17 protein-coding genes, 1 pseudogene and 1 riboswitch are annotated in these 20,251 nt (G+C 52.1%); of the genes and pseudogenes, 13 read left to right on the top strand and 5 right to left on the bottom strand.

Features of this window, described 5'->3' with window-relative positions; genetic code table 11:
* The 4 genes and pseudogenes from ACTHUM_RS03825 to ppc form a co-directional block, all read right to left on the bottom strand.
* Positions 1-208: pseudogene (locus ACTHUM_RS03825) on the bottom strand (tyrosine--tRNA ligase); the annotation flags it as partial.
* Positions 209-299: 91 nt separating this feature from the next.
* Complete coding sequence (locus ACTHUM_RS03820) at positions 300-917, bottom strand: hypothetical protein (protein WP_004519533.1); 618 nt, start codon at positions 915-917, stop codon at positions 300-302.
* Positions 918-1,005: 88 nt separating this feature from the next.
* Positions 1,006-2,097: a redox-regulated ATPase YchF gene (ychF, locus tag ACTHUM_RS03815; protein WP_049330669.1), complete on the bottom strand. Its 1,092-nt coding sequence runs from the start codon at positions 2,095-2,097 to the stop codon at positions 1,006-1,008.
* 141 nt (positions 2,098-2,238) lie between these two features.
* Complete coding sequence (gene ppc / locus ACTHUM_RS03810; protein ID WP_440361203.1) at positions 2,239-4,941, bottom strand: phosphoenolpyruvate carboxylase; 2,703 nt, start codon at positions 4,939-4,941, stop codon at positions 2,239-2,241.
* Between the two features lie 187 nt (positions 4,942-5,128).
* Here ppc and ACTHUM_RS03805 point away from each other — a divergent pair, with 187 nt between their 5' ends.
* From ACTHUM_RS03805 to ACTHUM_RS03780, 6 genes are all read left to right on the top strand, one after another.
* Positions 5,129-5,593, top strand: coding sequence for a cyclic pyranopterin monophosphate synthase MoaC (locus tag ACTHUM_RS03805; protein ID WP_004519536.1), 465 nt, complete (start codon positions 5,129-5,131; stop codon positions 5,591-5,593).
* A 49-nt stretch (positions 5,594-5,642) separates the two neighbouring features.
* Positions 5,643-6,389 carry a HesA/MoeB/ThiF family protein gene (locus ACTHUM_RS03800; protein ID WP_440361219.1) on the top strand — a complete coding sequence of 249 codons (747 nt, stop codon included), beginning with the start codon at positions 5,643-5,645 and terminating at the stop codon, positions 6,387-6,389.
* A gap of 186 nt (positions 6,390-6,575) precedes the next feature.
* Positions 6,576-6,920 carry a CidA/LrgA family protein gene (locus ACTHUM_RS03795; RefSeq protein ID WP_049328555.1) on the top strand — a complete coding sequence of 115 codons (345 nt, stop codon included), beginning with the start codon at positions 6,576-6,578 and terminating at the stop codon, positions 6,918-6,920.
* Positions 6,920-7,618: an LrgB family protein gene (locus ACTHUM_RS03790; RefSeq protein ID WP_440361218.1), complete on the top strand. Its 699-nt coding sequence runs from the start codon at positions 6,920-6,922 to the stop codon at positions 7,616-7,618. The genes ACTHUM_RS03795 and ACTHUM_RS03790 overlap by 1 nt, the downstream gene beginning before the upstream one ends.
* A 42-nt stretch (positions 7,619-7,660) precedes the next feature.
* Positions 7,661-8,881, top strand: a complete 1,221-nt coding sequence (gene argJ / locus ACTHUM_RS03785; RefSeq protein WP_004519540.1) for a bifunctional glutamate N-acetyltransferase/amino-acid acetyltransferase ArgJ — start codon at positions 7,661-7,663, stop codon at positions 8,879-8,881.
* A 77-nt stretch (positions 8,882-8,958) separates the two neighbouring features.
* On the top strand, positions 8,959-10,329 hold the full coding sequence (locus ACTHUM_RS03780; protein ID WP_004519541.1) for a chloride channel protein: 1,371 nt from the start codon (positions 8,959-8,961) through the stop codon (positions 10,327-10,329).
* Positions 10,330-10,404: 75 nt separating this feature from the next.
* Here ACTHUM_RS03780 and ubiB read toward each other — a convergent pair whose 3' ends face one another.
* Complete coding sequence (ubiB, locus tag ACTHUM_RS03775; protein ID WP_049336409.1) at positions 10,405-11,916, bottom strand: ubiquinone biosynthesis regulatory protein kinase UbiB; 1,512 nt, start codon at positions 11,914-11,916, stop codon at positions 10,405-10,407.
* Positions 11,917-12,122: 206 nt separating this feature from the next.
* A riboswitch (glycine riboswitch) is annotated at positions 12,123-12,220 on the top strand.
* A 210-nt stretch (positions 12,221-12,430) separates the two neighbouring features.
* On the opposite strand from ubiB, the gene gcvT reads away from it, so the two are divergent.
* The 7 genes from gcvT (at position 12,431) to ACTHUM_RS03740 (ending at position 20,183) form a co-directional block, all read left to right on the top strand.
* Positions 12,431-13,531, top strand: coding sequence for a glycine cleavage system aminomethyltransferase GcvT (gene gcvT, locus ACTHUM_RS03770; protein ID WP_004519543.1), 1,101 nt, complete (start codon positions 12,431-12,433; stop codon positions 13,529-13,531).
* Positions 13,532-13,677: 146 nt separating this feature from the next.
* Positions 13,678-14,076, top strand: a complete 399-nt coding sequence (gcvH, locus tag ACTHUM_RS03765) for a glycine cleavage system protein GcvH (RefSeq protein ID WP_036492952.1) — start codon at positions 13,678-13,680, stop codon at positions 14,074-14,076.
* Positions 14,077-14,183: 107 nt separating this feature from the next.
* The gene (locus ACTHUM_RS03760) at positions 14,184-14,735 is read left to right on the top strand and encodes a DNA-3-methyladenine glycosylase I (protein WP_049336411.1); all 552 of its coding nucleotides are present in this window, start codon (positions 14,184-14,186) and stop codon (positions 14,733-14,735) included.
* 55 nt (positions 14,736-14,790) lie between these two features.
* Positions 14,791-17,643, top strand: a complete 2,853-nt coding sequence (gene gcvP, locus ACTHUM_RS03755) for an aminomethyl-transferring glycine dehydrogenase (protein ID WP_440361202.1) — start codon at positions 14,791-14,793, stop codon at positions 17,641-17,643.
* A gap of 224 nt (positions 17,644-17,867) precedes the next feature.
* Positions 17,868-18,677 carry a bifunctional hydroxymethylpyrimidine kinase/phosphomethylpyrimidine kinase gene (gene thiD / locus ACTHUM_RS03750; protein WP_440361217.1) on the top strand — a complete coding sequence of 270 codons (810 nt, stop codon included), beginning with the start codon at positions 17,868-17,870 and terminating at the stop codon, positions 18,675-18,677.
* Between the two features lie 111 nt (positions 18,678-18,788).
* Complete coding sequence (locus ACTHUM_RS03745) at positions 18,789-19,208, top strand: OsmC family protein (RefSeq protein ID WP_070873648.1); 420 nt, start codon at positions 18,789-18,791, stop codon at positions 19,206-19,208.
* Between the two features lie 261 nt (positions 19,209-19,469).
* Positions 19,470-20,183, top strand: a complete 714-nt coding sequence (locus ACTHUM_RS03740) for a GntR family transcriptional regulator (protein WP_004519550.1) — start codon at positions 19,470-19,472, stop codon at positions 20,181-20,183.
* Positions 20,184-20,251 lie beyond the last annotated feature (68 nt).

The following is a 20,251-nucleotide window of genomic DNA, read 5'->3' as shown; positions in this document are numbered from 1 at the left end:
CCAAAGCAATCGGCGTATGGCCGGCTTGTTGGAAACGGCGCAATGCCAATACAGGCAGCAAGTGGCCGATGTGCAGGCTGTCTGCTGTCGGGTCAAAACCGCAATAGAGGGAAATTTTTTGTTCGTTCAACAAAGCGTCTAAGGCTTCGATGTCGGTAGTTTGGGCGATTAAGCCACGCGATTGTAGGTCTTGGATAACTGATTTCATTGAAACTTCCGTTGATTAAAATAGGCTAGATATTGATTTAGCAATTTCATGAATTTAATTATTTCTAAATTTTTGATCTTTTGAACATTATTTATACGGTCAAGTTATGTTTTTTATATAATTTAGCTACGGTCCATTTGTGAAAAATTGTTTCTATGTAATGAAGCTCAGTTAATGCTTGGAATCTTAAAAATCTTATTTTTATTTTGTCAGCTATTTTAGCAGCTTCTTCTAAATGTTTCGGATAGTTAGCGGGAAAATGCTCTCCTGATGGATAAAAACTTTCAGCTTTCTTATTGAAATACCACGCTGATTTTCCATTATCGTCATTGTATCTAGGCTCCCATTCCGGAACTTGTATGTAGCTTCTTAGGTTGATATATTCATTTATAATTTCTTTTAGTTCGGTATCGAAATAGCATGAAATATGACTGGAAAAGCGTGTGCATTGTTTTTTCTCGCTAATATCATTACTTAAAATATCTATATCTACAAAAAATTCACTAGAAACACAACGATGGGAATAAATACTTGAATCTAAGTATAAAATCCTATTTTCTCCAATTCGTTCAATTATTTTCCTAGCATTTTGAATATCTTGTTGAAGTTTGCTTTCAAATACTGGGCGAAGAACCGCAAATAATCCTGCTGACGAACCAATAAAATAAAATATATTTTTTACAATATCTATAAGATTGATATTAGACATTTTCCCTAAACTTTGAAGGAAGGTAGGCTAAGAAAAGCTTAGCCTACCAAATTTGATTTGCATTCTTTATGCTTTCAGACGACCTTACTTACACGTTAAACAAGAAGTGCATCACATCGCCGTCTTGTACGACGTATTCTTTGCCTTCCACACGCATTTTGCCTGCTTCTTTGGCTTTGGCTTCGCCGCCTAAAGCGATGAAGTCTTCGTAGGAGATAACTTGGGCACGGATGAAGCCGCGTTCAAAGTCGGTGTGAATTACGCCGGCGGCTTGTGGCGCAGTGTCGCCTTTGTGGATGGTCCAAGCGCGGACTTCTTTGACACCGGCGGTGAAGTAGGTTTGCAGGCCCAAGAGGTCGTAGCCGGCACGAATCAGGCGGTTCAGGCCCGGTTCTTCCAAGCCCATTTCAGCGAGGAATTCGGCTTTTTCGTCGTCTTCCAATTCAGCGATTTCGCTTTCCATTGCAGCGCATACTGCCACAACCGGCGCGTTTTCTTTTGCAGCCAATTCTTTCAGGCGGTCGAGGTGCGGGTTGTTTTCAAAACCGTCTTCGGAAACGTTGCCGACGTACATGGCGGGTTTGGCAGTCAGCAAGAACAGCGGCTTGAGCATGGCGAGTTCTTCTGCGTCCAAACCGAAGGAGCGTACAGGCTTGCCTTCGTCCAAATGCGGCAGCAGTTTTTTGCACAGATCGACCAGTTTTTGCGCGTCTTTGTCGCCTGAGCGTGCGCGTTTTTCTTCGCGGACGATGGCTTTTTCGACACTGGCCAAGTCGGCCAGTGCCAACTCGGTGCCGATGGTTTCGATGTCGGCGATCGGATCGACTTTGCCTGCAACGTGAACGATGTTGTCGTCGTCAAAGCAACGTACGACGTTAACAATCGCGTCAGTCTCGCGGATGTTGGCAAGGAACTGGTTTCCCAAACCTTCACCTTTGCTCGCACCTGCAACCAAACCGGCGATATCGACAAATTCGACGATGGCAGGCTGCATTTTTTGCGGATTGACGATTTTTGCCAATTCGGCCATACGCGGATCGGGGACTTCAACGATGCCGACGTTGGGTTCGATGGTACAGAAAGGATAGTTTGCCGCTTCGATACCCGATTGGGTCAGCGCGTTAAAGAGGGTGGATTTGCCGACGTTGGGCAAACCGACGATGCCGCATTTCAAGCTCATGGTTTTTCCTGAAAAGATAAAAGTTTAACGGCGGATTATAGCATATTGTGAAGGTACTCAAAACAGCCGCAATGCTGGTGTATATTCATCATAAAAAGGCCGTCTGAAAATTGTTTCAGACGGCCTTTTTTCCGTGCTGCCTTAACCGGTATTTCGCAAACCTTGCGCTACGCCGTTGATGGTCAAGTGAACCATCAGCAGGGCGTGCGGATTGTCGGGCTCTCTGCGCAGGCGTTTGAGCATGGCGACTTGCAGGCCGTTGAGGGCGTTCAGGTATGGAATCCTCAAGGCAAGCGAACGGGCGAGGCTGCGGTTGTCGCGTAGGAGCTCTTCGGTTTGCAGCAAGTCGAGCAGTGCTTTGCGGCTGCGTTGGTATTCTTCCTTGATCATGCCGAAGATGACTTTTGCTTTATCGGGTGATTCGCTTAAGCCGGCATAGTTTTCCGCCAAGGTGATGTCGGTTTTTGCCATTACTTGCTCCATATTGGAGAGCATGGCTTGGAAGAACGGATTGCTTTGGGCGTGTTCGCGCAGGGCAGTGAGGGTTTCGGGTTTGCCTTCGCACAAGGTTTCCACTGCGCTGCCGAAACCGTACCAAGCCGGCAGCATGAGGCGGTTTTGCATCCATGAGAATACCCACGGAATCGCGCGCAAGTCCTGAATCCGCGCCAAGGTTTTGCGGCTGGCGGGACGGCTGCCGAGGTTGAGAGTGGCGATTTCCTGAATCGGGCTGGTTTGCAGGAAGTAGTCGATGAAGTCGGGGTGGGTAATCAGTTCGCGGTAGTATTTGAACGATACGTCCGACAAATCCTGCATCAGTTTGGCATCAGGGTCTTTTTTATCCGGCAGGATGCTGGCTTCCAAAGTCGCGGCAACCAAGGTTTCCAAGTTACGTTGAGCATTGCCCGGATCGGCGTATTTGGCGGTAATGACTTCGCCTTGCTCGGTAATGCGGATTTGTCCGGCAACACTGCCTGCAGGTTGCGCCAAAATGGCTTGGTAAGAAGGGCCGCCGCCGCGACCTACGCTGCCACCGCGGCCGTGGAACAGGCGCATGCGGACATCGTATTTTTTGAAGAGTTCGACCAAGCCCAACTCTGCCTGATACAGACACCATGAGCTGGTAACGTAGCCGCCGTCTTTGTTGGAGTCGGAGTAGCCGAGCATGATTTCTTGAATGTTGCCGCGGCTTTCGAGCAGGGCATCATACCAGTCGAGGCGGAACATGGTTTCCATGACCGGACAGGCGTTTTCGAGCGCTTCGATGGTTTCAAATAGAGGCACGATATTGATGCGGCTGTGCGGTTTGCCGTTTTCCACCACCAACAGGCCGCTTTCTTTCAGCAGCAATGCCAAGGCGAGCAGGTCGCTGGGTTGTTCGCAGTTGGAAATAATGCTTTGTGTGACGGCATCTTCGCCAAATTCGTCTTTAATTTTGCGCGCTTCGTTGAAAATCGCCAGTTCGTGGCGGGTATGGTCGCTGTATGTGATGAACGGGCTGTACAGCGGACGTTGATGGCTCAATTCGCGCAACAGGGCGGCTTGTTTTTGCTCTTCGTTCAGGCTGTTGTAGTCTTCCAAGCCTGCGTGTTGGAAAAGCTCGGCAACCACATCGGCGTGTTTGCCTGCGTGTTGGCGCAGGTCGAGCGGCATCATGTGGAAGCCGAACACGGACACGCTGCGGATAATGTCGGACAGACGGCCTTCTGCCAGCAGTTGGCTGCCGTTTTCGTGGAGCGAGCGTTGCAGTTTTTTCAGGTCGTTGAGGAACTCTTCGACCGTGGCATAAGGCTCGAGGAAGCCGAATTTGCAGCCCATGCCCAAACCGAGTGAGCGTGCCTTGCCCATGGCGCGTGCCATGATGTAGGCGATGGCGCGGCGGTAGGGTTCTTCGGTGCGGGCGATTTCTTCGTCAGGCGAGAGGGCGGCCAGTGCCATCACGTCGTCGTTGACTTTGACGCGGCGGATGGAGAGCGGCAATTCGCGGTAAAGTTTGTCGAGTTCGCCGCGATAAAAACGGAACACTGCGTCGGCATGCCGTCTGAACGCAAAACGCAAGGTTTCGGCAGAGACGAACGGGTTGCCGTCACGGTCGCCGCCTATCCAGCCGCCGATTTTGAGGATGTTCGGAACGCGGACGCCGGGATAGGCCGTCTGAAAATCGCGTTCCATCGTGCGGTAGAGCTTGGGCAGGGCTTCAAAGAAGCTCATCGGGAAGATGGATACACCGTTGTTGATCTCGTCGTTGACGCTAAGTTTGTGGCGGCGCGTTTCGCTGGTCTGCCACAAGCCCAAAAGCACGGTGTCGATTTCGCGGCGCAACTGAGCCAGCGCATCAGGATTAGTGCAGCGTTCGCGTTGCGGCAGCAGCGCGCGGATGCGGCGGTTGAAGCTCAAGACGGTTTGGCGTTGCACTTCGGTCGGGTGCGCGGTTAAAACGGCGGTAACGACTGTATTGTCCAGTTGTTGTTGCAACGCTTTGCCGTTGACTTTTCCGGCTTTGAGTTTACGCACGGTTTCCGTCAGGCTGCCTTCGGCACTGTTGTGTCCGGCCTCTTCGTGGATTTGGCGGCGGCGTTCGTGGTGCACGTCTTCGGCGATGTTCAAAATCTGTGCGAACAGGCCGCAGGCCAAGGTTAAATCGTGGGTTTGTTGTTCGTCCAATTGCGGCAACACCTTCTCAATCAGGGCAGCGCTGTCGTCTGAAGTCGATAATAACTTAACGGTTTCGACCACCAAAGGCGACGCTTCCTCATGCAGCAGATTGAAAAGAGACTGTTTTAAAAATTCCGCATCCGCCGCCAGAGCGGCATCTTTTGGATTATTTAAGATATGCAGTTGCATGATTTTTCTCTTATTTAAATGTTAATTTGGGTGTATCGTGAATCCATTGTATAGCAAATTTTTGTAAACTGCCAATGCTGCCGTCCGATACATTTCAAACCGGAAAACAGCCGTCCGTATCCGCTGCGTGGTCGCTGTCTGTAAAATGCCGTAAAATATTGCCCATCAAAACAGAGGCGAGAAACCCATGATTGAATTTCCCAACCAGCCCGATTTTCCTGAACAACACACCGCCGTCGCCGTCGGCACCGTCAACATGAGCCAGCAGGCGATACGGGTGTTGATAGAGAATGCCACCGAAAAGGCAAGTATCCTGACCATCGCCCGCGTTGCCGCCATTCAGAGCATCAAACAGACCGCCAACCTGATTCCGCTGCACCTGCCCGGACGCATCATCGGCGTGCAGGTTGATTTCGATATTAACGTTGAGCTGGCCTGCCTGAAGGCCACGCTAACCGTCCAAGCGAACAGCAACGGCAGCATTGCCACCGAAGCCCTGACCGGCCTCAATTTGGCGCTCTTGAGCGTTTACGACATGATGAAAGACGTTGACCGCAATATGATGCTCAGCGGAATCCGCCTGGAATCCGAAACCAGCAGTGAAGGCCGTCCTTTCCTGTTTGACAACGCATACGAAAATATTAATTTCTAAACCATTCAGGCCGTCTGAACGTTGGATTTCAGACGGCCTTATTATTATGATGAACGATCAACAACTCCTGCGGTTCAGCCGCCATATTCTGCTTGACGAAATCGGTATCGAAGGCCAAGAAAAACTCTTGGCCGCCCATGTGCTTGTTATCGGTTGCGGTGGGTTGGGTGCGGCGGCCTTGCCGTATCTTGCCGCCGCCGGTATCGGCAGCCTGACGATTGCCGATGCCGATACCATCGACGAGACCAACCTTCAACGCCAAATCACGTTTACCGAAGCCGACATCGGTAAAAACAAGGCTTTGGTCATACAAGGCCGTCTGAAACAGATCAACAGCCAAACACACATTACAGCCATTGTCGAATTTCTCGATGAGGCCAAGCTTGTCGAATTGGCAAACGCAGCCGACATCATCCTCGATTGTTCCGACAATTATCCCACGCGCCAAGCGGTCAACCGCGCCGCCGTTGCCACGCGCACGCCTTTGGTTTCCGCCGCGGCCGTCGGCTTTGACGGACAAATTGCTGTGTACCGTCCCGATCTTCCCGATACGCCTTGCTATGCCTGCCTGTTTGACGGCGAACAAGCCAGCGACGGTGCTTGTGCATTGTTTGGCGTTTTTTCGCCATTCGTCGGCGTTATCGGAACGACCCAAGCCGTCGAAGCGCTCAAAGTGCTGATCGGTATCGGTACGCCGTCGCACGGCAAACTTTCTACCTACAACGCGTTGAGCGGAAAATGGCAGCAATACGGGGTGAGACACAATCCCGAATGCCCGGTTTGCGGCGGCCGTTAAAGACAAAAAGTAGGGTAGGGGTTTCAATATTGCCTAAGCCAATCTGCCGGAGCAATCATGCTTATCTTTCATTAAACTTGAAGGAAGGCGTTTCTTCCCTTTTCAGACGGCCTGTGGCACGATATGATTCAATGATTAATAAATTTTTTGAGGCCGTCTGAAAAAGGATAAGGAGAAACCGGCTTAATGAATATTATTCGTGCCTTATTGGTGGTATTGGGTTGCTTGGCTTTGGGCGAGGCAACCGTTTGGATTTTGGGGTTGAAACTGCCGGGCAGTATTGTCGGCATGGCTTTGCTGTTTGCCGCGCTTCAGGCCGGCTGGGTCAAATTGTCTTGGGTGGGAGAGCTGGCAGATATTTTGATGGCAAACCTGACTTTGTTTTTGGTGCCGCCTTGCGTGGCCGTCATCAGCTATTTGGACGTGATTGCAAACGACTGGTTTTCAATTTTGACGGCCACAATCGGCAGTACGATCTGCGTATTGTTGGTGACCGGCAAAGTGCATGAGTGGGTCAGGAGGCGGATGTGATGAATATAGACGGGCTGTTGCGCATGCCCTCGGTCATGCTGTTCCTGACTTTGGCCGTATATGCTTTGGCAGTGCAGATTCGGGCGCGCACGGGGAATGTGCTGTGTAATCCGGTATTGATTAGTACGCTGGTGTTGATGGGGTATTTGAAAGTATTTGCCATCGATTACGAGCTGTACCATTCTGCTTCGCACTTTATTGATTTTTGGTTGAAACCGGCAGTCGTGTTACTGGCCGTGCCGCTTTATCGAAATTGGGACCGTATCCGCAGCCAGTGGTTGCCGGTGGTATTGTCGCAGTTGGCGGGCAGCGTGACAGGCATTGTTACGGGCGTGTATTTCGCCAAATGGCTGGGCGCGTCGCGCGAAGTGGTTTTGTCGTTGGCTTCCAAATCGGTAACCAACCCGATTGCGATTGAAATCACGGCATCGGTCGGCGGTATTCCGGCGATTACGGCGGCAACGGTGATTATTGCTGGGCTTTTTGGACAAATGGCCGGATATAAAGTGTTGAAAGGGACGTTGTATATGCCTTCTTCAGTGGGAATGTCTTTGGGTACGGCCTCACATGCGATGGGTATTGCGGCGTCTTTGGAATACGGCCGCCGTATGGCCGCATATGCCGGCTTGGGCTTGACACTCAACGGCGTGTTGACGGCGATATTGGTGCCTATCTTGATTCCCTTATTGGGTGTATAGCGTTTAGGCCGTCTGAAAATAGTGTAAACAGGAGAAAATGATATGGCTGTAAATTTGACTGAAAAACGTGCAGACGAATTGTTGGAAATCGACGGCATCCGTCTGTTTACAGGTCGCGCGGGCATCAAGCAACAAGACCGCGACGATTTGACGCTGATGGTATTGGGCGGCGGACATACGGTGGGCGCGGTGTTTACGCAAAACCGGTTCTGCGCCGCACCGGTGCATATCGCCAAGTCGCATCTGTTTGACCAAGACGGCGTGTGTGCCTTAGTCATCAATACGGGCAATGCCAATGCGGGTACCGGCGCACAAGGCCGTCTGGACGCGATTAAAGTGTGCGCGGCGGTGGCAGAGCAGGTCGGCTGCCAATCCAATCAGATTATGCCGTTTTCGACCGGCGTGATTTTGGAGCCGCTGCCTGTGGATAAAATCGTGGCCGCTTTGCCGCAAGTGCGCCCTGCATTCTGGTCGGACGCGGCGCGTGCCATCATGACGACGGATACTGTGCCGAAAGCCGCTTCACGCACAGGCTTGGTCGGCGAAAAACACACAGTCCGCGCCACCGGCATCTCCAAAGGCTCGGGCATGATTCATCCGAATATGGCGACCATGTTGTCGTTTATCGCCACTGATGCCAAAGTGTCCCAACCGATTTTGCAGCTGATGACCCAAGAAATCGCAGACGAAAGTTTCAATACGATTACCGTGGACGGCGACACCAGCACCAACGACAGCTTCGTGATTATGGCGACAGGCCGTTGCGGTCAGAGCGAAATCGACAATACCGCCGATCCGCGCTATGCGCAGCTCAAAGCATTGCTCGGTTCGCTGGCTTTGGAATTGGCGCAGGCGATTGTCCGTGATGGCGAGGGCGCGACCAAGTTCATCACGGTTGAAGTACAAAACGCGAAAACCCGCGAAGAGGCGCGCAAAGTGGCTTATGCCGTCGCCCATTCGCCTTTGGTAAAAACTGCTTTCTTTGCCTCCGACCCGAATTTGGGCCGTCTGTTGGCAGCCGTCGGCTATGCCGGTATTGAAGACTTGGACGTCGATGCTTTGAAAATGTGGCTGGATGACGTGTTGGTGGCTGAAAACGGCGGCCGTGCGGAAAGCTATACCGAAGAAGCAGGACAAGCCGTGATGAATCGTCCGGAAATTACCGTCCGCATCGATTTGCAACGCGGCGATACGACGGCGGCCGTCTATACCTGCGATTTGTCGCACGAGTATGTGTCGATTAACGCGGATTACCGTTCTTAAAAACCTTTATCCTTGTTTTCAGACGGCCTTTGAGAAAAGTATCAAGGCCGTCTGAACACATTGACTGCGTGCCTATTATGAAATTTCCACAGACTTGGGCGGCGCGCCTCGCCCACAAAATCCGCCAAACCAAACGCCTGTCGAAAAAGAGCATTGCCTTTCTGTTTTTGCTGGCAGGATCGGCACTGGTTGCCCTGACGGCTTTGATGTTTGCGTACTTGGCGGATTTGGCTTTGGAATGGAACGCTTTGTTGGTGGGAAAATATCCATGGTTTGCGTGGGTGGCCTTGCCGCTGGGTTTGCCGCTTTTGGCGTGGTTTACGCGCAAATTTGCGCCGTACACTTCCGGCAGCGGTATTCCGCAAGTCATCGCTTCGTTGTCTTTGCCGTATGGCGCGCAGAAAACCCGTCTGATTCGTCTGGGCGAAACCTTTTTTAAAATTCCGCTGACGTTTTTGGGCATGATTTTGGGGGCATCGATCGGCAGGGAAGGGCCGTCTGTACAAGTGGGTGCGGCGGTCATGAACGCTTGGGGCGCCTGGTGTAAAAAGCACGGGCTGGCGTTTAGGGGCATGCAGGAAAACGATTTGATTGCCGCAGGTGCGGCCGGCGGTTTGGCAGCGGCGTTTAACGCACCTTTGGCCGGCGTGGTGTTTGCCATCGAAGAATTGGGGCGCGGCGTGATTTTGCGTTGGGAACGCCAAATCCTGATGGGCGTGTTGGCAGCCGGTTTCATTCAAGTGGCGATACAGGGCAACAACCCGTATTTTTCAGGGTTTCAAGGGCATGAGCTGCCAAACATGCTGATGTGGGCCGCGGTGTCGGGCATCGTCTGCGGCGTGGCTGGCGGATTGTTCGGCAGCTTTTTGTATCGCGGCGCGGCGGCATTCGCACCGGTACGCTGGCGCAGTTTCATCCGCCGTCATTTGTTGGTGGTCGCTTTTGTAATGGGTATCTTGTTGGCGTTGCTCGGTACGTTTTATCAAGGTAAAACCTATGGTACGGGTTATCACGAAGCCGCAGCCGCTCTTAAAGGCGCATATGAAGCGCCGTTCGGCTTGGCTGCCGCAAAATGGGCGGCGACCGTGTTCAGCTACTGGGCAGGCATTCCCGGCGGTATCTTCACGCCGTCTTTAACCATTGGTGCGATGATAGGCGAACACATGGCTTCTTTCGCGCAACTGGGCGACGCGTCCAATGTCGCGGTTTTGCTCTGCATGGCCGCGTTCCTTGCCGCCGCAACCCAATCGCCGTTGACCGCTGCCGTAGTGGTAATGGAAATGACGGGCGGACAGAATTTGTTGTTTTGGATGTTGCTGACTTGCATCTTCGCTTCGCAAGTCTCGCGCCAATTCTCGCCGCATCCGTTTTATCACGCCGCAGGTCTGCGCTTCAGACGGCATATCGAAGCCGAAAGCGGACATGTTCCGCATGAGAAAAAAGAATAGATAGGCATATAAAAGGCCGTCTGAAAACTAAATTTCAGACGGCCTTTTATATGCCGTTTAAAGCTGTATTACGGTTTACTTAAACAGCAAAATCAGTAGCAAAACAACCGCAATCACAGCCAACCACAGGCTTTGGCGTTGCTGTACTTTGACCAGATGCACATAGGCATCGCGCATTTCCTGTTGGCGGTTTTCATCAACCAACGCACTGATTTTGCGCGGCAGGGAAGGGATGATTTGCGCCCAGTCGGGAGCTTCGTTTTTGAGGTTGCGCCAAAGGGCTTTGGGGCCGACCTGTTCGTTCATCCAACGCACCAAAAACGGTTTGGCGGTTTTCCACAAGTCCAAATCGGGATCGAGTTGGCGGCCTAAGCCTTCGATGTTGAGCAGCGTTTTTTGCAGCAATACCAGCTGCGGTTGGATTTCGACATTGAAGCGACGGCTGACTTCAAACAGGCGCATCAGTACCAAGCCGAAGGAAATTTGCGAAATCGGTTTGTTGAACACCGGTTCGCACACGGCGCGGACAGCCGCTTCCAATTCTTCCGCGCGCGTGTCGGCAGGCACCCAGCCCGATTCGATGTGGGCGGTAGCGACGCGGTGGTAATCGCGGTTGAAGAATGCGAGGAAGTTGATGGCGAGATAGCGTTTGTCGTAGTCGGTCAGCGTGCCGACGATGCCGAAATCGAGGGCAATGTAGCGGTTGTCGGCGGCGACCAAAATATTGCCGGGGTGCATATCCGCATGGAAAAAGCCGTCGCGGAAAACTTGCGTGAAGAAGATTTCCACGCCGTAATCGGCAAGTTTGTGCAAATCAATGCCGTCGGCTTTGAGTTTGGCAATATCGGATACCGGAGTGCCGTCCATCCATTCGATGGTCAGCACGTCGCTGGTGCAGTAGTCGTAAAACACCTTCGGCACAATCAGCATATCGCTGTTTTGGAAATTGCGACCGAGCTGGCTGGCATTGGCGGCTTCGCGCATCAAGTCCAATTCGTCGTGCAGGTATTTGTCAAATTCGGCCACTACTTCGCGCGGCTTCAAACGCTTGCCGTCTGAAAACAAACGCTCCACCCAGCCTGCACCAAAGCGCATCAGCGACAAATCCTGTTCGATAACGGGCAAAAGGTTGGGGCGCAAGACTTTCACGGCGACCTGTTCGCCCGAATGCAGGTGGGCTTTGTGTACTTGGGCGATGGACGCGCTGGCGACAGGCTCTGTTTCAAATTCCGCGTATAAAGTGTCGATGGATTGTCCCAGTGATTTTTCGATTTGCGAGCGTGAAAGTTGCGCGTCAAACGGCGGCACTTTGTCTTGCAGCCTTGCCAGTTCGACCGCGTAATCGTGCGGAATCAAATCGGGACGCGTGGACAATACCTGCCCGAATTTGATGAAAATCGGCCCCAGGCTTTCCAACGCCAAACGCAGGCGCACGGCAGGCATTTCGTGTTTGAACTTGGACGACTGCGGCAGCATATTGAGGAAAGTCCGCGCCCAACCCGGACGGACCAGCGAGGCAATCAGCTCGGTAAGGCGGTAGCGGTAGAGCGTGCAGAGGATGGTTTTGATGCGTTTGAGGCGGTTCATGATGGACGCAGATAAATCGAAAAAACAGAATTATATAGGAAAAACGGGTAAGGGCTTCAGACGGCCTGAGACTTTTGCAAAAACATTTGCCGCATAGCTAACAATTTTATAAAGGCTCAAGTTTTGCCTCCCCAATAAAAAGACGGATATTCACATCATAAATATTCGTCGGCTACTTGCCCAAACTGCCGATTCAAGACATAATCGGGAAATGTGCAGGAGAGTGTTACACCCAACTACAATGTAACCACCGAAGGCGCAGACACCCTTAAATCGCTCAGGTATCAGGGACTGCACATTGAAACAAACAATCTGGAGAGCGGCGTTTGAATAACGTCCACCGAAGGGGAGAAGGCCGTCTGAACCACCATTCAGACAACCGCGCAAAGCAGTGAGCAGACTGGTTTGCCATCATGCGGATACGGCCGAAAATCTCAGGTTCAAGGACAGATAGGGTCATCCGCGCATAGGTGCGCGGGCGGCATCTGAACAAAAAATCCGGAGAAACTTGAGAATGACTGCTCTGAAAACCACCCCATTTCATCAAGCCCATCAAGATGCAGGCGCGAAGCTGGTAGATTTTGCCGGCTGGGAGCTGCCCATCCATTATGGTTCACAAATCGCCGAACACGAAGCCGTGCGCACCGACGCCGGTATGTTTGACGTATCCCATATGCTCGTTACCGACGTAGCAGGCGCAAATGCCAAAGCCTTTTTCCGCAAATTGATTGCCAACGATGTCGCCAAACTCGCTTTTGTCGGCAAAGCCCTTTATTCCGCTTTGCTCAACGACAACGGCGGCGTGATTGACGACTTGATCGTTTACCGCACCAACGAAGCCGAAACACAATACCGCATCGTGTCCAACGGCGCGACCCGTGAAAAAGACACGGCGCAATTCCACAAAGTCGGACAAGAGTTCGGCGTTGCCTTCAATCCTCGCTACGACCTCGGCATGCTCGCCGTACAAGGCCCGAAAGCCATCGAAAAACTCCTGACCGTCAAACCTGAATGGGCAGACGTTATTCACGGCCTCAAACCGTTCCAAGGTGCAGACTTGGGCAATGACTGGTTTGTCGCCCGCACCGGCTATACCGGCGAAGACGGCGTCGAAGTCATCCTGCCCGGCACTGAAGCCGTCGCATTCTTCAAAGCCCTGCAAGCAGCAGGCGTACAGCCTTGCGGCCTCGGCGCACGCGACACCCTGCGCATGGAAGCCGGTATGAACCTCTACGGCAACGATATGGACGACAATACCAGCCCGCTCGAAGCAGGCATGGGTTGGACCGTTGACTTAAAAGACGAAAGCCGCGACTTCGTCGGTAAAGCCGCCTTGCTGGCATTGAAAGAAAAAGGCGTTACCGTGAAACAGGTCGGCCTGTTGCTCGAAAAAGGCGGCATCCTGCGCGCGCATATGGAAGTGTTGACCGACAAAGGCAAAGGCGAAACCACCAGCGGCGTATTCTCGCCAAGCCTGAAGCAATCCATCGCCATCGCGCGCGTACCGAAAGACTTTGACGGCGATACTGCCAAAGTACTGATGCGCGGCAAAGAAGTGGATGTACGCGTATTGAAGCTGCCGTTTGTGCGTAATGGTCAAAAACAGTTTGATTAATATCGGTTCAGACGGCCTTATTTGTTAAGGGCCGTCTGAAAGCAGGTTTTAATTGTCGTCTAATACGGACGTTTGTAGAAAGCATTGAACAAGGCATCTGTGGATATTGATTCATGAAGATGCCGTCTGAAAATAACCCCCTATCAATGGAGTATCAAACCATGAGCAACATCCCAGCAGAACTGAAATACGTTGCCAGCCACGAATGGCTGCGCCTTGAAGAAGACGGTACCATCACTGTCGGCATTACCCATCACGCGCAAGAGCTGTTGGGCGACATCGTGTTTGTCGAGCTGCCTGAAGTCGGCGCAAACCTGGCTGCCGAAGAGCAAGCCGGTGTGGTTGAGTCTGTAAAAGCCGCGTCCGACGTGTACGCGCCGATTGCAGGCGAAGTCGTTGCCGTCAACGAAGATTTGCCAAGCGCTCCGGAAACTGCCAACAGCGATCCTTACGGCGCAGGCTGGTTCTTCAAAATCAAACCTGCCAACCCTGCCGATTACGACGGTCTGTTGACTGCCGAACAATACGCAGGCGAAGTAGCTTGATTTTTGCAAACATCCAAACAGGTTTTGTGCCTGTTTGATATTGCAGGTCTTAGGTCGTCTGAAAAATGCTTTCAGACGGCCTTTGTTTCAATTTTCCCTCAACAAACATGAATTACTGCGAATTTGTCGCCACTCTTCCCGACGATACGGACAACCCCAACCAACATTATCACGACACGCAATACGGTTTTCCGATTGAGGATGACAATGAATTGTTTGAGCGGCTGGTGTTGGAAATCAATCAGGCAGGATTGAGCTGGACGCTGATGCTGAAGAAGCAACGGGCATTTCAGACGGCATTTAAAGGTTTCGACATCGATACGGTCGCCGCATTTGACGAAGCCGAAATTGAGCGGCTGCTTGCCGATGCAGGCATCGTCCGCAACCGCCTGAAAATCAACGCAGCCATTTATAACGCGCGACAAATCAAGCAAATACGGCAAGAATACGGCTCATTCAAAAACTGGTTGGATACACACCATCCGCTCGACAAGGCTGAATGGGTGAAGCTGTTTAAAAAACATTTCAAATTTGTCGGCGGCGAAATCGTCGGCGAATTTCTGATGAGTACCGGCTACCTGCCCGGCGCGCATGTGGAAACCTGTCCGGTTTATAGGGAAATATTGGCATGTCGTCCAAAGTGGGCGGAGGCCGTCTGAAACAACATCTGCAAGAAAAAACAGTGTTGATATCGATAACACCGAAGGAGTAGAAATGAAACTATCTGAATTGTTCAACCCGAACGAATTTGCCGTGCGCCATTTGAGCTTTGGCGACGAGGCTGCGCTTTTGGAAGCGCTCGGCGAGAAGAGCATGGACGATTTTGTCGGCAATACCGTGCCGCAAAGCATCCGTATGCCGTCCGAACTCGATTTGCCCGAAGCTTTGACCGAGGCGGACGCGTTGGCGAAATTGAAAGGCATCGCGTCGAAAAACGTGATCAACAAATCCTATATCGGTTTGGGCTATTACCCGACCCGCGTGCCGAACGTGATTTTGCGCAACGTATTGGAAAATCCGGGTTGGTACACTGCCTACACCCCGTATCAAGCGGAAATTGCCCAAGGTCGTTTGGAAGCTTTGTTGAACTTCCAACAAGTGTGTATCGATTTGACCGGTTTCCCTGTGGCAGGCGCGTCTTTGCTGGACGAGGCAACTGCCGCTGCTGAAGCGATGGCGATGGCGCACCGCGTGGGCAAAGTGAAATCCGAGCGTTTCTTTGTGGATGCGCGCGTGTATCCGCAAACTTTGGACGTGATGAAAACCCGCGCCAAATATTTCGGTTTTGAACTGGTGGTTGGAGATTTTGCCCAAGCTGATGACGGCGAATACTTCGGCGCGCTGTTCCAATACGTCGGTAAAGACGGCGACGTACAAGATTTGCAGGATGTTATCGGTCGTCTGAAAGCAAAAGGCACAATCGTGGCCGTTGCCGCCGACATCATGAGCTTGGTTTTGCTGAAGTCTCCGGCTGAACTGGGCGCAGATATTGCTTTGGGCAACACCCAACGCTTCGGCGTGCCAATGGGCTTCGGTGGTCCGCACGCTGCTTATTTCGCGTTTAAAGACGAGTTCAAACGTTCCGCCCCAGGCCGCATCATCGGCGTATCCAAAGACGCATCAGGCAAACCCGCGCTGCGCATGGCGTTGTCCACCCGCGAGCAACATATCCGCCGCGAAAAAGCGACATCCAATATTTGTACCGCACAGGCATTGCTGGCGAACTTGGCCGGTATGTATGCCGTTTACCACGGCCCGGAAGGCGTGAAACGCATTGCCAACCGCATTCATGCGCTGGCTTCTGCCTTTGCCGATGCGCTGGTTTCAGACGGCCTGAATGTGGTTCACAAAGTCTTCTTCGATACCGTTACCGTTGATTTCGGCAGCAAAGAGAAAGCAGACCAAGTGTTTGCCGCTGCTTTGGAGTCGGGTTACAACCTGCGCCGCGTCAACGATACTCAAGTTGCGGCTGCATTCCATGAAACATCGGCATACGAAGATTTGGTTGATTTGTACCGCGCGTTTACCGGCAAGGATACGTTCGCATTTGCCGATGACGTCAAAGGCCGTCTGAATGCCGAATTGCTGCGTCAAGACGACATTCTGCAACATCCCGTATTCAACCGTTACCACACCGAACACGAAATGCTGCGCTATCTGAAGAAACTCGAAGACCGCGACTTGGCGATGAACCGCAGCATGATTTCGCTCGGTAGCTGCACCATGAAGCTCAATGCGACTGCGGAAATGTTGCCGATTACTTGGGCAGAGTTCACCGACATCCACCCCTATGCCCCCAAAGACCAAGCCACAGGCTACCGCGCGCTTTTGACCGACATGGAAAACAGCCTGAAAGCCATCACCGGCTTTGACGCGATTTCCTTCCAGCCCAACTCCGGCGCGCAGGGTGAATACAGCGGCATGCTCTCCATCCGCCGCTATCAAGAAGCCAACGGCGAGGGACACCGCAACATCTGCCTGATTCCCAAATCCGCCCACGGCACCAACCCTGCGACTGCGGCCATGCTGGGTTTGAAAGTCGTCGTTGTCGACACCGACGAACACGGCAACGTCAACATCGACGATTTGAAAGCCAAAGCCGAGCAATACCGCGACGCTTTGTCCGCCATCATGATTACTTACCCGTCCACCCACGGCGTGTACGAAGAAGGCATCCGCGACATCTGCCGCATCATCCATGAAAACGGCGGACAGGTTTACATGGACGGTGCCAACCTCAACGCCCAAATTGGCATCATGCAGCCTGCCGAAGTCGGCGCGGACGTGTTGCACATGAACCTGCACAAAACCTTCTGTATCCCTCACGGCGGCGGCGGTCCGGGCGTCGGTCCTATCGGTTTGAAAGCCCACCTTGCCCCGTTTGCACCGGGACACGCTTTGACCGACACCCACAGCGCCAGTGCCGACCAAACCGCCATTGCTGCTGCGGCCTTCGGTTCTGCGTCTATCCTGCCGATTACCTGGATGTACCTGACCATGATGGGTAAACAAGGCATGGAGCAGGCAACGTGCTGGGCATTGCTCAACGCCAACTACGTTGCCAAACGCCTGAGCGAAGACTATCCGATTCTGTATACAGGCAAAAACGGCCGCGTCGCGCACGAATGTATCGTCGATTTGCGTCCGCTCAAAGCCGAAAGCGGCATCACTGAAACCGACATCGCCAAACGCCTGATGGACTACGGCTTCCACGCGCCGACGGTTTCTTTCCCTGTTGCCGGCACGCTGATGATTGAGCCGACCGAGAGCGAAAGCAAAGCCGAACTCGACCGCTTCATCGCCGCCCTGAAACAAATCAAACAGGAAGTGCTGAAAGTCGAGCGCGGCGAATGGCCGAAAGAGGATAATCCGCTGGTGAACGCTCCGCATACCGCAGCAGATGTAACCGGTGAATGGGCGCATCCGTACTCTCGCGAAGAAGCCGTCTTCCCATTGCCGTTCGTTCGCGAACACAAATTCTGGCCGAGCGTCAAACGGGTAGATGAAGTGTATGGCGACCGCAATCTGGTTTGCTCCTGCTTGCCGATTGACGCATACGAAGAATAAGCCTGAATAGGTTTAAAATTGAACAGGCCGTCTGAAAATGAAAATAGTTTTCAGATGGCCTTTTGTTTGTTAAGATATTCCGCCCGAGAACGTACATTTGTTTTTGGTAAAACAACAAATAAGGCATTCGGAAAGATAGACGGCGAATGCCTTTGTTTGCGGATAAAACCAAACTGCTCTCAACAACGATAAACACAAGGCCGTCTGAAAAACAGGAGGATATGATGGACGAACTTTTTATTCAAACGCTGACGATTGCCGGCTCAGATTCCGGCGGCGGCGCGGGCATACAGGCAGATTTGAAGACATTTCAGATGCGCGGCGTGTTCGGTACCAGCGTACTGACAGCGGTTACCGCACAAAATACTTTGGGCGTATCGGCAGTGCATCCGATACCGACCGACATGATTGCTGCGCAAATTGCCGCGATTCAGGAGGATTTCCAAATCCGTGCCTATAAAATCGGCATGTTGGGTATGGCGGAAATCATCGAATGCGTGGCGGAACAAACCGCCGAATGCGACTTCGGCAAACGCGTGTTGGATCCGGTCATGATTGCCAAAGGCGGAGCGCCGTTGTTGGAAAATTCAGCCGTTGAAGCCATGAAACGCCTGCTGTTGCCGCATACGGACGTATTGACCCCCAATCTGCCCGAAGCGCAGGCATTGACGGGTATCAATATTGAAAACCGCCAAGATGCGGAACGCGCCGCCAAAATTCTTCAGGATTGGGGTGTGAAAAATGTGGTAATTAAGGGTGGCCATCTTGCCGACAGCCAAAGCGAATATTGCACCGACTGGCTGTTTACGCAATATGAAACCATCGAGCTGAACAGCAAACGTTTCCCAACGCCGCATACCCATGGCACGGGCTGCACATTTTCTGCCTGCATCACTGCCGAGTTGGCAAAAGGGTTTAGCGTACCCGAGGCGGTTCAAACGGCAAAAAACTATATTGCCGCCGCCATTTCCTATCCTTTGGGCATCGGTGCAGGGCACGGGCCGGTCAACCACTGGGCGTATCGGGATGAATAATGCGTTCAGACCAATTGTAATTGATTGTATTTTTCAGACGGCCTGACTAGGTTTATCACTTGAAATTGTTTACAATATCGGATTAATGCTTTTACGGATAAAAAAGACACCATGCAAGTTACCTCAAAATGGATAGACGGAATGTGCTTCGTCGGTACAACGGCAAACGGACACAGCGTTGTGATGGAAGGCGCGGCGGCTGAAGGCGAAGTCAAACGCGGCCCTAGCCCGATGGAAATGCTGTTGTTGGGTGTAGCAGGCTGTTCCAGCATCGATGTAGTGATGATTGCCGAGAAACAACGCCAAAAAATCACCGACTGCCGCGCTGAAGTGACTGCCAAACGCGCCGACACCGTGCCGCGCGTGTTTACCGAAATCCATATCCACTTCAAAGTGTATGGCCGGGGTTTGCAAGAAAGCGCGATTGAGCGCGCCGTACAGATGTCTGCCGAAAAATATTGCTCCGCATCGATTATGCTGGGTAAAGCGGCAAAAATGAGCCACAGCTTCGAGATCGTCGAAACAGAATAGGGCGGTTTCAGGATGGGAGTGCCGGAGCGTGAACCGGCTACGCACAAAAAAAGCAGATATATTCACGCATTAACATGAATATATCTGCTTGCTTTTTATTCCTTTTTCTCTCTCTCTATCAGCCTTTATAACTTGGCTTGTTGATCTCATTGTGCAAGTTTCGTTTAACATTGTCAACAATTTTTAATTATATTTTAAACACCCCCGAAAGCTGCAGGTTTGTAAACGCTTGCGCCTTAATACGGATATTGGGGAAACATTATGGATTACGAAAATAATACCAACGTTGCGCCTGCAACTTCATCGCTTATTTTGGAAGAACGTCACGATTCGGAACTCTTCCGCGTGTACGCATTGATTTTGGACGGTATTACCGACCATCTGCTGCTGCCGGGCAAAAAACTGACCGAGTCCGAGCTTTGCCGACAAATGGTTTGCTCCCGCAATACCGTGCGTGGCGCATTATCGCTTTTGGCGCACGATAAAATCGTCGATTTGCAGCCCAACCGCGGCGCATTTGTCCATGTGCCGGACTTGAAAGAAATGAAAGACGTGTTCAACACGCGTATCGAAATGGAAAGCATGATTTTGAGCGTCCTTATCGATATGCCTGATTTGGAAACGCGTCTGCAACCGCTTTATGCCATGATTGAGCAAGAGGGCGCAGCCTCCGAAAGCGGCGACCGCGTGGGTTGGAACCGCCTGTCCAATGCCTTCCATGTCGAATTGGCGCGGCTGCTGGACAACGATGTCCTGTTTGAAATCATGAATACCTTGTGCGCGCGCTCTTCATTGATTGTGGCCGTTTCCGATCCGCTTCGCAAAGAAAAGCGCAACATCGATTCCAATTCGCACCATGAACACCGAGAAATCCTCGATTTATTGCTGGCAGGCAAGCGCAACCGTGTGACCAAAGTCATGCGCCGCCACTTAGGCGCGTGTATGGAACGCTTGGAACAGAAACTCGAGATGTAATCGGTTTGACAATGAAAAAGGCCGTCTGAAATATTCAGACGGCCATTGGTTTATCCCTACAAAACGAA

It is taken from the genome of Neisseria sp. P0021.S006 (assembly GCF_051956895.1).
The sequence above is the reverse complement of the archived record's forward strand: the minus strand, read 5'-3'. Positions and strand labels throughout refer to the sequence as shown.

Bases quoted from the DNA above. Each gene is read 5' to 3' on its own strand.
- ubiB (WP_049336409.1), bottom strand. From the start codon at position 11,916: ATGAACCGCCTCAAACGCATCAAAACCATCCTCTGCACGCTCTACCGC.
- ppc (WP_440361203.1), bottom strand. From the start codon at position 4,941: ATGCAACTGCATATCTTAAATAATCCAAAAGATGCCGCTCTGGCGGCG.
- thiD (WP_440361217.1), top strand. From the start codon at position 17,868: ATGGACGAACTTTTTATTCAAACGCTGACGATTGCCGGCTCAGATTCC.
- gcvP (WP_440361202.1), top strand. From the start codon at position 14,791: ATGAAACTATCTGAATTGTTCAACCCGAACGAATTTGCCGTGCGCCAT.
- ACTHUM_RS03805 (WP_004519536.1), top strand. From the start codon at position 5,129: ATGATTGAATTTCCCAACCAGCCCGATTTTCCTGAACAACACACCGCC.
- ACTHUM_RS03740 (WP_004519550.1), top strand. From the start codon at position 19,470: ATGGATTACGAAAATAATACCAACGTTGCGCCTGCAACTTCATCGCTT.
- argJ (WP_004519540.1), top strand. From the start codon at position 7,661: ATGGCTGTAAATTTGACTGAAAAACGTGCAGACGAATTGTTGGAAATC.
- ACTHUM_RS03800 (WP_440361219.1), top strand. From the start codon at position 5,643: ATGAACGATCAACAACTCCTGCGGTTCAGCCGCCATATTCTGCTTGAC.
- ACTHUM_RS03790 (WP_440361218.1), top strand. From the start codon at position 6,920: ATGAATATAGACGGGCTGTTGCGCATGCCCTCGGTCATGCTGTTCCTG.
- ychF (WP_049330669.1), bottom strand. From the start codon at position 2,097: ATGAGCTTGAAATGCGGCATCGTCGGTTTGCCCAACGTCGGCAAATCC.
- ACTHUM_RS03780 (WP_004519541.1), top strand. From the start codon at position 8,959: ATGAAATTTCCACAGACTTGGGCGGCGCGCCTCGCCCACAAAATCCGC.
- gcvT (WP_004519543.1), top strand. From the start codon at position 12,431: ATGACTGCTCTGAAAACCACCCCATTTCATCAAGCCCATCAAGATGCA.
- ACTHUM_RS03760 (WP_049336411.1), top strand. From the start codon at position 14,184: ATGAATTACTGCGAATTTGTCGCCACTCTTCCCGACGATACGGACAAC.
- ACTHUM_RS03795 (WP_049328555.1), top strand. From the start codon at position 6,576: ATGAATATTATTCGTGCCTTATTGGTGGTATTGGGTTGCTTGGCTTTG.
- gcvH (WP_036492952.1), top strand. From the start codon at position 13,678: ATGGAGTATCAAACCATGAGCAACATCCCAGCAGAACTGAAATACGTT.
- ACTHUM_RS03745 (WP_070873648.1), top strand. From the start codon at position 18,789: ATGCAAGTTACCTCAAAATGGATAGACGGAATGTGCTTCGTCGGTACA.
- ACTHUM_RS03820 (WP_004519533.1), bottom strand. From the start codon at position 917: ATGTCTAATATCAATCTTATAGATATTGTAAAAAATATATTTTATTTT.